Source organism: Nocardia sp. NPDC058114, assembly GCF_042884695.1.
In the GTDB taxonomy this organism is placed as follows: domain Bacteria; phylum Actinomycetota; class Actinomycetes; order Mycobacteriales; family Mycobacteriaceae; genus Nocardia.
Map to the genome: position 1 here is coordinate 539,906 of NZ_JBHVTK010000004.1, position 13,532 is coordinate 553,437.

At 66.9% G+C, this 13,532-nt stretch carries 14 protein-coding genes; 5 read left to right on the forward strand and 9 right to left on the reverse strand.

All coding sequences use genetic code 11. The features are described 5' to 3' along the window. Positions 1–47: 47 nt before the first annotated feature. The 4 genes from rplI to rpsF all read right to left on the reverse strand — a co-directional run bounded on the left by rplI (position 48) and on the right by rpsF (position 1,751). On the reverse strand, positions 48–500 hold the full coding sequence (gene rplI / locus ACFVVI_RS18550) for a 50S ribosomal protein L9 (protein WP_378634861.1): 453 nt from the start codon (positions 498–500) through the stop codon (positions 48–50). Between the two features lie 17 nt (positions 501–517). Beyond that, on the reverse strand, positions 518–769 hold the full coding sequence (rpsR, locus tag ACFVVI_RS18555) for a 30S ribosomal protein S18 (RefSeq protein WP_056823934.1): 252 nt from the start codon (positions 767–769) through the stop codon (positions 518–520). Between the two features lie 32 nt (positions 770–801). Then, a complete protein-coding gene (locus tag ACFVVI_RS18560; protein WP_378904447.1) occupies positions 802–1,374 on the reverse strand; it encodes a single-stranded DNA-binding protein in 573 nt (190 codons plus the stop codon). An 89-nt stretch (positions 1,375–1,463) separates the two neighbouring features. Next, on the reverse strand, positions 1,464–1,751 hold the full coding sequence (gene rpsF / locus ACFVVI_RS18565) for a 30S ribosomal protein S6 (RefSeq protein WP_056823926.1): 288 nt from the start codon (positions 1,749–1,751) through the stop codon (positions 1,464–1,466). 170 nt (positions 1,752–1,921) lie between these two features. Between rpsF and ACFVVI_RS18570 the strand changes: the two genes are divergently transcribed. Continuing rightward, entirely contained in the window at positions 1,922–3,298 is a 1,377-nt protein-coding gene (locus ACFVVI_RS18570) for a hypothetical protein (RefSeq protein WP_387446093.1), read from the forward strand. A gap of 60 nt (positions 3,299–3,358) precedes the next feature. On the opposite strand, the gene ACFVVI_RS18575 is transcribed toward ACFVVI_RS18570, so the two are convergent. Beyond that, positions 3,359–4,468 (reverse strand): DUF475 domain-containing protein, encoded by a 1,110-nt coding sequence (locus ACFVVI_RS18575; RefSeq protein WP_378634866.1) that lies wholly within the window; start codon positions 4,466–4,468, stop codon positions 3,359–3,361. A gap of 69 nt (positions 4,469–4,537) precedes the next feature. Next, on the reverse strand, positions 4,538–5,113 hold the full coding sequence (locus ACFVVI_RS18580) for a TerD family protein (RefSeq protein WP_062990541.1): 576 nt from the start codon (positions 5,111–5,113) through the stop codon (positions 4,538–4,540). A gap of 287 nt (positions 5,114–5,400) precedes the next feature. On the opposite strand from ACFVVI_RS18580, the gene ACFVVI_RS18585 reads away from it, so the two are divergent. The 4 genes from ACFVVI_RS18585 to ACFVVI_RS18600 are packed head-to-tail and all read left to right on the forward strand — an operon-like array spanning position 5,401 to position 11,303. Continuing rightward, positions 5,401–6,519, forward strand: a complete 1,119-nt coding sequence (locus ACFVVI_RS18585) for a hypothetical protein (RefSeq protein ID WP_387446094.1) — start codon at positions 5,401–5,403, stop codon at positions 6,517–6,519. 34 nt (positions 6,520–6,553) lie between these two features. Further along, positions 6,554–7,765, forward strand: a complete 1,212-nt coding sequence (locus tag ACFVVI_RS18590; protein WP_387446095.1) for an HpcH/HpaI aldolase/citrate lyase family protein — start codon at positions 6,554–6,556, stop codon at positions 7,763–7,765. Further along, on the forward strand, positions 7,762–10,470 hold the full coding sequence (locus ACFVVI_RS18595) for a phosphoribosyltransferase (protein WP_387446096.1): 2,709 nt from the start codon (positions 7,762–7,764) through the stop codon (positions 10,468–10,470). Before ACFVVI_RS18590 ends, ACFVVI_RS18595 begins: the two co-directional genes overlap by 4 nt. Positions 10,471–10,508: 38 nt before the next feature. Beyond that, complete coding sequence (locus ACFVVI_RS18600) at positions 10,509–11,303, forward strand: HAD family hydrolase (protein WP_387446178.1); 795 nt, start codon at positions 10,509–10,511, stop codon at positions 11,301–11,303. Between the two features lie 46 nt (positions 11,304–11,349). On the opposite strand, the gene ACFVVI_RS18605 is transcribed toward ACFVVI_RS18600, so the two are convergent. The 3 genes from ACFVVI_RS18605 to ACFVVI_RS18615 are packed head-to-tail and all read right to left on the reverse strand — an operon-like array spanning position 11,350 to position 13,453. Further along, positions 11,350–12,114, reverse strand: coding sequence for an AIM24 family protein (locus ACFVVI_RS18605; RefSeq protein WP_062990545.1), 765 nt, complete (start codon positions 12,112–12,114; stop codon positions 11,350–11,352). Between the two features lie 4 nt (positions 12,115–12,118). Then, positions 12,119–12,820: an AIM24 family protein gene (locus tag ACFVVI_RS18610; RefSeq protein WP_378989266.1), complete on the reverse strand. Its 702-nt coding sequence runs from the start codon at positions 12,818–12,820 to the stop codon at positions 12,119–12,121. A 9-nt stretch (positions 12,821–12,829) separates the two neighbouring features. Further along, positions 12,830–13,453: an AIM24 family protein gene (locus ACFVVI_RS18615; protein WP_378989265.1), complete on the reverse strand. Its 624-nt coding sequence runs from the start codon at positions 13,451–13,453 to the stop codon at positions 12,830–12,832. Positions 13,454–13,532: the final 79 nt, after the last annotated feature.

Sequence of the window (13,532 nt, forward strand, 5' to 3'; positions counted from 1 at the left end):
AAGCAGAAACCACCCCTGCGCACGCGCAGGGGTGGTTTCCGGCGAACTCAGTTCGCAGCAACCTCGAGGTTGAACTTCGCGGCCACATCGGGGTGCAGGTGCACCACGATGCCGTGCTTGCCGGTCGCCTTGATGTGCGACTTCGGCAGCTCGATGCTGCGCTTGTCGACCACGGGGCCACCGGCCGCCTTGATGGCCGAAGCCACGTCGGTGGTGGTGACCGAACCGAACAGCTTGCCGCTGTCGGCGGTCTTCACGGTCAGCGAAACCGCGGCGAGGCCCTCGATGGCCTGCTTCAGCTCGTTGGCGTGATCCAGGTCGCGCACCTTGCGGGCGTCCTGGGCGCGACGGATACCGTCGACCTGCTTCTGGGCGCCACGGGTGGCCTGAATGGCCAGACCGCGGGGCAGCAGGAAGTTACGGCCGTAGCCGTCCTTGACCTCGACAAGGTCGCCGGGGGCGCCGAGGTTGTCGACATCAGCGGTGAGGATGAGCTTCATCTGTGTGACTCCCTTTCTCAGCGAGCGGTCGACACGTAAGGAAGCAGAGCCACCTCACGCGAGTTCTTGACGGCGACAGCGATGTCACGCTGGTGCTGCACGCAGTTGCCGGTGACGCGGCGAGCGCGGATCTTGCCGCGATCGCTGACGTACTTACGCAGCAGCGTGGTGTCCTTGTAATCGATATTGACGATTCCGGACTTTGCTTCCTTGCAGAAAGCGCAGGCCTTCTTCTTCAGTACCTTTTCGCGCGCGGGCGCTTTAGGCATGGGTTTCTCTCCGTACTATGAGTGCCGTTCGATCAGAACGGCGGTTCGTCATCCATGCGGCCGCCGCCCCCGAAGGAGCCGGCCGCGGGCGCGCTACCCCACGGATCGTCTTCGCCACCGGCATTGCTGCCGCCGGCCGGACGTCCGCCGCCGTTGTTGGCGTTGTAGCCGCCTGCGCTAGATCCACCACCGGCATTACCGGAACCACCACTGAAGCCGCCACCGCCGCCTCCGCCACCGCGACCGGCCTTGGAGACCTTCGCCGTCGCGTAACGCAGCGAGGGACCGACTTCGTCGACCTCGAGCTCGACCACAGTGCGCTTCTCACCCTCGCGGGTTTCGTAGGAGCGCTGCTTGAGCCGGCCACTCACGATGACGCGAGCGCCTCGGGTCAGACTTTCGGCGACGTTCTCCGCTGCTTCACGCCAGATGTTGCAGCGCAGGAACAGAGCCTCGCCGTCTTTCCATTCGTTCGAATTGCGATCGAACACACGGGGAGTCGACGCGACGGTGAAATTTGCCACCGCCGCACCTGCGGGCGTGAAACGAAGCTCCGGGTCTGCCGTCAAGTTTCCGATGACGGTAATGACCGTGTCGCCTGCCATGGGGGTTCCTCCTGCTCGGGGTGCAGTCCGCATCTCGGGGATTTGCGCTCGAGCCTAAAGCCAGGCTCTGACAAATTCGAGGGTGCGGACTACTTGTCGTTGCGCAGAACCTTGGTGCGCAGCACCGTCTCGTTCAGGCCCAGCTGGCGGTCGAGTTCGCTCACGGTGGCCGGGGTCGCGGTCAGGTTGACGATCGCGTAAATGCCTTCGGCCTGCTTGGCGATTTCGTAGGCGAGCCGGCGGCGGCCCCAGATGTCGACCTTGTCGACGTTGCCGCCCTCGGTCTTGACGACCGTGAGCAGGGTATCCAGGGACTGCCCGACGATGCGCTCGTCCAGGCTCGGGTCGAGGATGACCATTACTTCATATTGACGCACGGACCAATCACCTCCTGTGGACTAGGAAACGGCCATGGACTTTCCATGGCAGGAGGGTTCGTTGCGTCAGCAACCCGCCAAGGCTACATGAGCGGGTGGTGACCAGCGAAATCGATGCCTGCCGCGGGTGTACCCGGGTGATCGGGACACCGCCGCATAATGTGGTCGCCATGACCACAGTCGGCCCGCGGCAGCGCGCAGCACGACGCGGCGCGACGTGGGCCGCGGCCTTGAGCATCTTCGTGATGCTGCTGTGTGGCCTCACTCTCGCGCTGGCCTATGCCAACAAGGCCCGGTGCGCGGGCGGCGCGATCGATGAATCCGGTCGCAGTCTGGTATTCGAGGAGCGCAAGGATTCGGATGTCTGCTATTCCGACATCCAATTCCTGTGGCTCGGCCGCGATATCGACAATCACGTCTTCCCGTACGTGGACGGCGCGATCACCGAAGACGGTGCGCTGACGGGCGGCGCGGTGGAATACCCGGTGCTCAGCGGCGTGCTGATGTGGGCGGGCGCCATCGGGGTGGACAACGACGCCGACTTCCTGTGGCACTCGGCGCTGCTGCTCGCGCCGTTCGCCCTGCTCACAGCGTGGATGCTGGCCAGGCTCGCCGGCCCGGCGGCGCTGCTGTGGGCGATCGGCCCGCCGCTGGTGTTCTATGCCTTCCACAACTGGGAACTGCCGGTGGTGTGCACGGCGGTGGCGGCGGTCTATGTGATGACGATGCTGACCGGCCTGTCGGTGCGCATCCGCGGAATCATCGCCGCGGTGCTGCTCGCGCTGGGTTTCTGTCTCAAGCTCTATCCGGGAATCTTCGTGCTGCCGCTCGCGGTGTTCGTGCTCACCGAGGGCGCGCCGCGCGGTCGTCGCCCGATCGGTGAGCTGGACGTGGCGGGTGCCGCGCAGACTCTGCTGGCCGCGATGGGCACGGTGGCGGCCGTGAATCTGCCGTTCGTGCTGGCCGGGGTGGAGGGCTGGCGCGCCTCGATCACGTTCCAGCAGCTGCGGCAGGCCGACATCACCACCAACTCGATCTGGTACTGGGGTCACCAGCTGATCTTCGGCCGCTCGGCGGAAACGACGCAGACCTGGCACGACGCGGTCGCGATCGCCTCGCCCGTCTTGATCTTCGGCGGATTCGCGCTGGCCCTGTGGCTGGGCTGGCGGCGCTGGACCCCCACTTCGGCGTATCCGTGGGTCGGTGTCAGCGCGGCGATGCTGGCCGCTTTCATGCTGTTCCACAAGGTGCATTCACCCCAGTACACCCTGTGGATAATTCCGTTCCTGGTGTTGCTGGAGGTGCCGTGGTCGCTGGTCGCGGCTTACCTGGTGGCCGACGCGGCGGTGGGCGTCGGGGTGTTCCGGTACTTCGCCGCGCTGGGCGAGGGCGAGGGCGTGGAGTTGATGGAAGGGATCGTCCAGTTCGGCGTGTGGTTGCGCACCGCGCTGTTGATCACCCTGTTCTTCCTCTTCCTGCGGGCGAGGGTGCGCGGCCCGCGCGTCGAGCCGAGCACCGCGCTCGGTCGCCAACTGCAACCCGCGTGAACGACAACGGCGGCGAATCCCCGAGGGGACTCGCCGCCGCTGTTGATCTTCGGCTGTGGATCAGCTGACCGGAGCGGACTCCTTGGCGTCCTCCACGGCGTCCGGCTCCGCCTTGCGGTTGCGCAGGACGCTGGAGACGAGCGCCGCGCCGATGAACGCCACGCCGATCAAGCCCGTGATGAGCTCGTTGACGTGCACGCCGATCGAGACGAGCAGGATCGCAGCCAGCGCACCGATCGCCCAGTGGGCGCCGTGCTCGAGGTACACGTAGTCCGACAGCGTGCCCTGGCGAACCAGGTACACCGTGATCGACCGGACGAACATCGCGCCGATCAGGCCGAGGCCGAGCGCGATGATGATCGGGTCGGAGGTGATGGCGAACGCGCCGATGACACCGTCGAAGGAGAACGACGCGTCGAGCACTTCCAGGTAGAGGAACAGGAAGAACGCGGCCTTACCGGTCGCCTTGACCAGCGTGGACGGGCCACCCTGCGGGCCCTCTTCGAACTCCTCGGTGTGGAACATCGAACCGAGGCCGTCGACCAGGATGTAGACGATCATGCCGAGCAGGCCGGAGACCAGCACGGTGGAGCGATCGTCGGCGTCGGCCAGGAACTCCGCGACGAGCACCAGACCGGTACCGGCGACGACCACCGACAGCATGTCGAGCTTGCCCGCCTTGGCCAGCGGCTTCTCGAGCCAGCTGAGCCAGGTGATGTCACGCTCTTCGAAGATGAAGTTCAGGAACAGCAGCGCCAGGAACATGCCACCGAACGCCGCGATCTGCGGGTGCGCGTCGGTGAGCAGGGTCTCGTAGCTCGGGCTGCCGTCAGGGAAGTAGGCGGCGTCGTCCACCGGCGGGTTCAGCGCCAGGTCGAAGGCCTCGACCGGGTTCAGTCCCGCGGTGACCCACACGATGGCCAGCGGGAAGATCAGACGCATACCGAACACGGCGATCAGCACGCCGACAGTCAGGAAGATCCGCTGCCAGAATTCGCTCATCCGTTCCAGGACGGTGGCGTTGATGACGGCGTTGTCGAACGACAGCGACACCTCGAGAATGCCGAGGATGGCGCACAGTGCGAGAGCGGTCAAGCCACCGTAGAGGTAGGCCACGACCAGCGAGAACACCGTGATGACGATGGACAGGCCGAAGATGCGCGTTATCACGCGGAGGGACCTTTCTGTTTCGCACGAACAGGGGGCCCGATGTGCCGAGCCCCCTGTTCGCGAGGGTGACTAGACGTTGACGCCGTAGTCGCGAGCGATGCCGGACAGACCGGAGGCGTAGCCCTGACCGACGGCGCGGAACTTCCATTCGGCACCGTTGCGGTACAGCTCGCCGAAGACCATAGCGGTCTCGGTCGAGGCGTCCTCGGACAGGTCGTAGCGGGCGAGCTCGGTGCCGTTGGCCTTGTTGACCACGCGGATGTAGGCGTTGCGTACCTGACCGAACGACTGTGAGCGAGTCTCGGCATCGTAGATCGATACCGGGAAGAAGATGCTCTCGATGGTCGGCGGGGTGTTGGCGAGGTCGACGTCGATGACCTCGTCGTCGCCTTCGCCCTCACCCGTGGTGTTGTCGCCCTTGTGCTCGATGGCGCCCTCGGGGGACTTCAGGTTGTTGAAGAAGACGAAGTGCTTGTCGGAGACGACCTTCTTGTCGGCGCCGGTCGCGATGGCGCTCGCGTCGAGGTCGAAGTCAGTGCCGGTGGTAGTGCGCACGTCCCAGCCGAGGCCGACCGAGACCGCGGTCAAGCCCGGAGCCTCTTTGCTCAGCGAAACGTTGCCGCCCTTGGACAGACTGACACCCATGCGGGAATCCCTTCGATTAGTCCGGTGTGTCGTTTCCCAGCATGTCCGAATCGCCGGGTACCGCTACGACAGTAATAGGTTTCGTGGATCTTGCGTAGGAACCGTCTGCAGCCCAGGTTAACGGGGTGAATCTCCTACCATCGACGGCAGTGAGTGGGCGAACCGCGGCCGTGGTTCGGAAAGGGGATGTGCCGGTGACACCTCGCAGACGCGGATGGTTCAGATCGGGGGCGGATCATGAGTGGATCAGCGGGGCGCGGGCCGCGGCGTCGGCCGCCTTTCTGGATATGGATCGCAGGCAGACGGCGGCGGAGGCGGGCGTGGTGGCCAGTGAGCAGGTCTTCCCCGACCGCCGGATCGGCGCGGTCTGGGAGCCGGTGCGGGCGCGGTGCTACGCCGCGGCGGGCGCGTATCTGAGTTTCACCGAGGAACTCGACGCCGCCGAGGCCGCGGGCACCCCGATCGCGGACGGTCCGGCCAGGGCGGACGCGTTGGTCCGGCAGCTGAACGAGGCCGCGCGTGGGGTCGACGATTTCTATAACGCGCACCGCGCCGGCCTCGCCGAAGCCGCGACTGTGCGAGCGTCGGTGCCGCAGTTGCTGACACACGTGCGGGCCGAGGCCGAGCAGGTGCTGGCCGCCGCGGCGTCGTCCGGATTCGCGAATTACCCCTCGATCTCCGCGGGTGTAAGGAGGCTGAATGAGGCTCTGATCACAGCCTCTTCCAGCGATCCCGGCACGTCGGTCGCGGCCGCGCGCGAGGCTGCGAATGCTGTGCAAGAGGCGACGGCGGAACTATCGAATGCGTTGGCGCAGGCCCCTTCTCGTGCCTCGGCTGCCGCGAATGCGATCGCGTCGGTGACCACTCGCCTTGCTGCCGTCGGCAACCGTGCCGGCGCGCTCGGACCGGCCTACTCCGCGCTGTTGCGTGAGTTCAGTGCTGCGAGTTCGGCGGACTTGACCAACAATGAGCGGGAAAGCCGTCGTGGCATGGACGCCGCCGACGAAGCGCTGGTCGGCGCGCGCGTCGCGGCAGCCGATCGTGATCCGGAGACCGCCCTTGATTTGACCGCCACCGCACGCGCGTACCTCGCCGAGGCCGAGCAGTTGGTCGACGCCGTCACCCGGCGCCTCGAATTGTTACGTGAGGTACGTACCGACCCCGAAGCTCAGGCCCGCACCGTACGATTCCGGCTGCGGGACGCGCAGATGCTGGCGGTCGACCGAGGACTGGTCGCCGAGTGGGGCTCGGTTCTCGATGCACAAGCAGAACGCCTCGATCGCATCACCGCTGGACTTACTGGTCGCCACCCGGACTACTGGGCGTATGTTACCGAGCTGGGTACCGTCGCAGAGTTCATCGCGGGCGTAGTCGAGCGCATCAGAAAACACGCTTCCGAAAAGTAAGAAATGACATGGGTCGACAGATGAGGTGGGGGGAATGACCGCGGGCTACGCCATCGCACCGGAAGTTTGCTTGCGTAAGCAGGTACCGCTGCGCCATTTCCAGCAGTTGCAGGGTCCCCGCCGCCGGGAGTTGTTCCTGGTCGAACCGGAGCCGATTCAAGGCCACGACGACCGGGAGCTGCTGGCGACCGCGCTCGGCGCGACCCTGTATGTGCCCGCGACCCGCCCCGATCTGGCCGCCACGATTCTCCGGCGGGCCGCGCGCGGGGTGTGCTCGATGGTGATCGACCTCGAGGACGCGGTCGCCGATCACCAGGTGGAGGCCGCCAAACAGCACGCGGTGGACACCCTGGATCTGCTCGCACGCGGCGAAGACGCGAACCCGATGCTGTTCATCCGGGTCCGCGACGCGGCCTCGGTCGGCGAACTGGTCGCCGCGCTCGGACCGGGCGCCGACGTGCTCACCGGATTCGTCTTCCCCAAGTTCGACGCCGTCAGCGGGCCCACCTACCTGGCCGCGCTCGACGACGCCAACCGCAGCCTCGGCCGTCCGGTCTACGCGATGCCGGTGCTCGAATCGTCGAACCTGGTGCACCGCCAGACCCGTGACGAGCAGCTCTCGCGCATCGCCGATCTGCTCGCCGGACACCGTGAGCAGCTGCTGGCGGTGCGGATCGGCGCCACCGACATGTGCTCGACCTTCGGCATCCGCCGCGACCGCGACCTCACGATCTACGACGTGCGGGTGGTCGCCGACGTGATCGCCGACATCGTCAATTACCTCGGCCGCGTCGACGGCACCGGCTTCATCATCACCGGACCGGTGTGGGAGTACTTCGCCGATCACGAGCGGATGTTCCGGCCGCAGCTGCGCAGCGCGCCGTTCGAGGAATCCGACGCGGTGAAGTTCCGCCAGTACCTGGTGAGCCGCGACCTCGACGGCCTGCTGCGCGAGATCACCCTCGACCGCGCCAACGGCATCCAGGGCAAAACGGTGATCCACCCCTCGCACGTGGCCGTGGTGCACGCGCTGTCGGTGGTGACCCACGAGGAGTACGCCGACGCGCTCGACATCATGGCGGCCGATGTCGGTGGCGTCGCGGCCTCGGAATACCGCAACAAGATGAACGAGATGCGCCCGCACCGCAGTTGGGCCCGCCAGACGCTGGTTCGGGCCCGTGCGTTCGGGGTCGCGAACAAGGGAGTGTCTTTCGTGGACTTGCTGACAGCGATGATCGCCGAATGAGTGCGTTCGAAACACCGTGGGCGACAGTGAATCTCGGCATCGAGCTGCACCACGGCGAGTCCTTCGCCGCGCGCTCGGCCGAGGACGACGTGCCGGGTGAGGTGCTCGCGGCGAGGTCGGCCGATGGCGTGACCGGTGAGAGCGTCGATGTCGCCGCGACCTCGGCCGAGAGGTTCGTGGCGTTGTCCGCCGAGAGCGTGCTGACGGGCGAGCTCGCGATCGGTGCGCTGGTGCAGCCGGGTCTGCGCCGCAATCCGCGGCGGGCCCATCTGCTGGTTTCCACGGTGCTGGGCAAGCACCTGCCGACCGATCCGCGCATCGTGATCGGTGCGGGTAACCGCTTGGCCGATCTGGTGCGCGAGGTGCTGGGTGATCGTGAAGCCGTGGTGCTCGGATTCGCCGAGACCGCTACCGGTCTCGGTCACTGCGTGGCCGCGCGGATCGACGCGGGCTGCTACCTGCACTCCACCCGCAGGCACGAGTCACGGGCCACCACACTGACCGGCTTCGAAGAGGGTCATTCGCACGCCACCTCGCACCTGCTCCAGCCCGCCCCCGCAGCGATCTTCGCCAACGATCTGCCGCTGGTGCTCGTCGACGACGAGATCTCCACCGGCGACACCGCCATCGACGCGGTCCGCGCACTGCACGCGTTCGCTCCCCGCTCGCATTACGTCCTCGCCTCACTGGTCGACATGCGCACACCTGCCGATCGGATCAAATTCGAAGCCGCCGCAGCCGAACTCGGTGCGCGCATCGACACGGTCTGCCTGGCATCCGGTCGCACCGAGCTACCGGCCGGGCTGATAGACACGGTGACCGCACTGCCCGAACCGCGGCTGAATCCGATCGCCACCGAGCGGGGTTCGTACGGACGCATCGAATTGACCTGGCCCGCCGACGTTCCCGAGGGCGGTCGGCACGGCACCCTTCGCTCGGACAACGCCGCCTTCGACGTCGCGGTGAAATCCATCGCCGACGAGGTGAACTCCCGCCTCGACGCCGAGTTCGCCGGCCGTCCGGTCATCGTCATCGGCCACGAAGAACTCATGTACCTCCCCTTGCGCCTGGCCGCCGACCTGGCCGACGCAGGCATCCCCGCCCGCTTCCAAACCACCACCCGTTCACCGGCATACGTCCTCGACGAACCCGGCTACCCCCTACGCCGCGGCTTCCGGTTCACCGCCCCGGAACCCGACCCCACCGCCCAGCGCTACCTCTACAACGCCCAGTGGCCCGACGCGGACCCGGTCCTGCTGGTCGTCATCGATCCGCCCGCCGATACGCCGGAACTCGTCGCCCCTGGCGGCCTGGTCGACGTCCTCACCGCGTCGGGCGCCGATATCCTGATCGCAGTCGTGCCAGGTGCGGATCCTCGTGCGCTGCACGCGGGCCGGACCGCTGAGCGAGTGGCTGGGACTGCGTCACTGTCGGTGTCGTACAACGATTCCGCCACCAGCGCGAACGCGCCGAGTCGCAAGGAATCGACCGTGGCGACCGATTCTGCGGACCGTGCGGGCCGCGCGGAACACGGTGGCGGCTCGAGCTCTGCCGCGGCCCCGAAGCAGCCGGGTGCGGGGCCGTTCCCCGAAGCCCTGCACGGCCCCGCGTTCGGTTCGTATGCGCCCGAGGATGTTTCGTGGCTGCTGAAAGATCTCTCGGACGCCGATCTGGAAGCCGATGTGACGGAACGCGAACGGCGCATCCAAGCCGGTGTGGCCCATTACGCCGAGTCGTTGCCCGTGGAGTTCCAGCCCGACGCCGAATATCGCGAGCTCTTCGATCGCGTGCTGGCCGACAGCGCCGAGCGACTGGCGCTGGCCGTCGCGACCGTGGCCGAACTCGTTGTCGCCGAACGTGGTGCGAACGTGGTCCTGGTGTCGCTGGCCAGGGCGGGCACGCCCGTCGGCGTGCTCATGCGGCGTTGGCTCGTCAGCGGGATCGGCCGCGAGCCCCTGACCGTGCCGCATTACGCGGTCTCGATCGTTCGTGATCGCGGTATCGACGCCGTGGCGCTGGACTACCTCGCCCGCCATCACGATCCGTCCTCGATCGTCTTCGTCGACGGCTGGACCGGCAAGGGCGCCATCACCCACGAACTCACCGCCGCCCTGGACGACTATCACGCCGCCGGTGGCGCCCGCTTCAACGACGAGCTCGTGGTCCTGGCCGATCCCGCCAACTGTGTGCGCACCTACGGCACCCGCGACGACTTCCTCATCGCCTCGGCCTGCCTCAATTCGACGGTGTCCGGCCTGGTTTCACGGACGGTCCTCAACGACAGCCTGATCGGCCCCGGCGAGTTCCACGGCGCCAAGTTCTACCGCGACCTGATCGGCGCCGATGTCTCGAACCAGCTGATCGACACCGTCACAGCGGCTTTCGGCACGATCAGCGAGCAGGTGCCCGCCGCCGTCGCCGCCATCCGCGATTCCGACCGCACGCCGGACTGGTCCGGGTGGGCGTCGGTGGAGAAGGTCCGCGCCGAATACGGCATCAGCACAGTCAATTACGTGAAGCCCGGCGTCGGCGAGACCACCCGGGTGCTGTTGCGCCGGGTACCGTGGCGAGTGCTGGTCCGTGAGGCAGACGCACCGGAGCACGCCCACATCCGCCTGCTCGCCGCGGCGCGCAATGTCCCGGTGGAAGTGGTCCCCGACCTGGCCTACTCCTGCATGGGCCTGATCAAGGAGCTACCCCGGTGACCGCCGAGTCCCTCTTCGCGACCGATCTGGATCGCACGATGATCTTCTCCCGCAACGGCTTCGGTGGTGCCGAGGCCGTCGCGAAGGAGTGCGTCGAGTACTACGAGGGTGAACCGCTCTCCTACATGACCATCAGCGCCATCGCGGCCCTGCGCGAACTCGCGGCAGGCGCTCCGGTGATTCCGACGACCACCCGCACCATCGAACAGTTCCAGCGCATCGCCCTCCCCGGTGCCCCGTGGCGGTACGCCATCACCAGCAACGGCGGCAACATCCTGGTCGACGGGATCCCCGACCCCGCGTGGCGCGTGGCCATCGACGACCAGGTCAACGCGTCGGGCGCTACCCTCGCCGACGTGGGCGCCGAATTACGCTCCCGCATCGACGATTCCTGGGTCACCAAGTATCGCGAGGCCGACGAGCTGTTCTGCTACCTGGTGGTCCGCCCCGACCTGGTCCCCGCGGGTTTCCTCGCCGAATGGGACACCTGGTGCCGCGCCAACGGCTGGTCGGCGTCCCAGCAGGGTCGCAAGATCTACACGATGCCCGACGCCGTCTGTAAGAGTCTCGCTGTCGCCGAAGTCCGTCGCAGGCTGACCGAATCCGGCGAATTATCCGACGGGGCAACGCTGTTCACCGCGGGCGACGGCGCACTGGACGCCGAGATGCTGAAGGCGGCCGATGCCGCGATCCGCCCCCGCCACGGCGAGCTGGAAGAACTGAACTTCACCGCCCCCAACCTCACGATCACCACGTCCTCGGGAATCCTGGCAGGCGAGGAGATCCTCGGGTGGTTCCACGCGGCGGCTGAGCGCGCCACCGTCCCCGCGTAGGCAACCGAAAACCCGGGTGCAGCAACGGCACCCGGGTTCGAAGTGCTCAGTAGTGCTGCTGCTGACCGGCCAGCTGCTGGGCGATCACGCCCTGAATACGCTGGAGACCGCCCACCGTGACGCCGCTCTGGAGCTGCCCCTCGATGGTGCGCACCAGGGCGTTGTCGCTCATGATCTTCTCGGTCGACTGGATCAGCACCGTGCCTGCTCCGGTGAAGTCGAACTGCCGTTCCTCACCGGAGTTGGCGCCCATCCTGGCCGCACCCGCCGCGAGGAAACTGCCGATCCAGCCCTGGTCGTAGTGGTGACTGGGCGACGGGCAATCAGCCCAGCCCACCAGGGATTCGGGGTCGACGCGCAGGGGCGGTTCGGCGAACATCACCGGCCCGTTCGACGACGCGAGGAACTTGCCGGTGCCGATCAGCGTGAGGAATCCGGGCACGATCGACTGCTTGAGCGCCAGTCCGGGCTCGAAGGCCAGCAGGTTCGCGCCGCGGATGGTGAGGTTGCCTTCTTCGAGGTCATAGGAATTGATGTCGTAACCGCGGTCGCCGATGATCAGCTTGCCGTGACCCTGCGCCACCACGTAGTCGCCCGCGAACAGCGGCGCGGAGAACTGGCTGCTCACCATGTGCATCAGGCCGCCCTGCAGCCCGTGCGTGAGCATCTGGAACTCGATCTGCCCGTAGTAGGCGATCATCGCGCCCTTGCGCATGAACCAGGGTCCGGTCAGGTCGATGCAGTAGGCGTAGCTGTTGCCCGGAATGTTGTCGCTGGCACCGAGATTCATCGGCGAGAGGATTTCGCTCATCGGTTCACAACTTCTCTTCGGAGGCCTGCACGTACACCACACCCTGTCCGTGGCAATGCAATTGCATCGCCTCGCCCGCGCCGCGACCCACCGCGTCGCGCCAGCTCATCGCGGACTTCAGCTCGGTCTGCACGTTGCCGTACGCGGCGACGAACGCCTGCGGGTCGACAACGATCGGATTCGGTCCGCCCACTTGCAGTTCCAGGAAGCCGCCGTGCGCGAGCAGCACCGCCGAACCCTGTCCGCTGAGCTGGGTGGTGAACATGCCCTGCCCGGTCGCGACGCCCGCCGCGGCGCCGCGCAGCGCGCCCATCAGACCGCCGCCGCCACCACCGCTACCGCCCGAACTGGCGACCGAGACCACCGAAGCCTGCAAACCGGCCGACTGTGCGAGCAGGCGTGAAGCCTCGGCCCGCAACACCGCGCCCGGTTGCATCTGCACCACGTGCACCTCGAGCCCGGCGAATCCGTAATGGACCTCGCCGTTGCCCTGCGCCAGCATGGTCCGCTCGTGCTCACCGGCCATCATCTGCCCGGCCATCCGCATCAGACCGCCGCCGCCCATGCCCTGACCGGCGCCGGGAATCTGGTGCGGTGCGAACGCGACCTGACCCGTGTAGAACAGCATCGCGCCGGAACGGGCGACGACGCCACCCGCCTGACCGACGTTGACTTTGACTACCTTGCCGTTGACCTTCTCGAACATCGCCTGTCCCTACCGTTCCGCCGGCTGGATCAGCACGACACCCTGGCCGTCGAACCGCAGCGAGAACGCCTCGCCCGCATCCTGTCCGACCATCGACCGCCAGGAAACGTCGGTGATGAACGACTGGTTGAGATTGCCGCGCGAGGCGACGAACGCGTCGGGATCCACGATCAGCGGAAACTGCGGCGACACTTCGAGGTGGATCAGCGGCCCACCGGCCGACAGCAGCGCCACCTGGCCCTGCCCGCTGACCGTGGTGGTGAACAGCCCGCTGCCCGCCGACATCCCGCCGACCCCGGCGAACCGCACATCGGTACGCAGATTGCCCGCGAAGGCCAGCAGTTGCTGTGACTCGACCTGGAGCGTCTCGTTGTTCAGGTTCACCACGGTGACGTTCTGGCCGTTCACCGCCAGGAACACGCGCCCGTTGCCGGTGCACTCCATCAGTGACAGTTTCTCGCCGGTGGCGCGGCGCTTGAGGCCGTTGAGCACGCCCTCGCCGCCGCCGAACCCGGCCGATTTGAACTGGACATTGCCTTCGTAGGCCACCATCGAGCCGGAGATCGCGCGGATACTCGTCCCCGCGAGCTGCGCCTCGATCACCTTCTTCGACTGTTCGAACAATTGCGCCATGACAGGTGTGTGCCCGTCCCCTCTGCGAAGGCGGTTCTACCGCCCGTTCCGACTGCGACGTCACCCTAACCGATCAGGG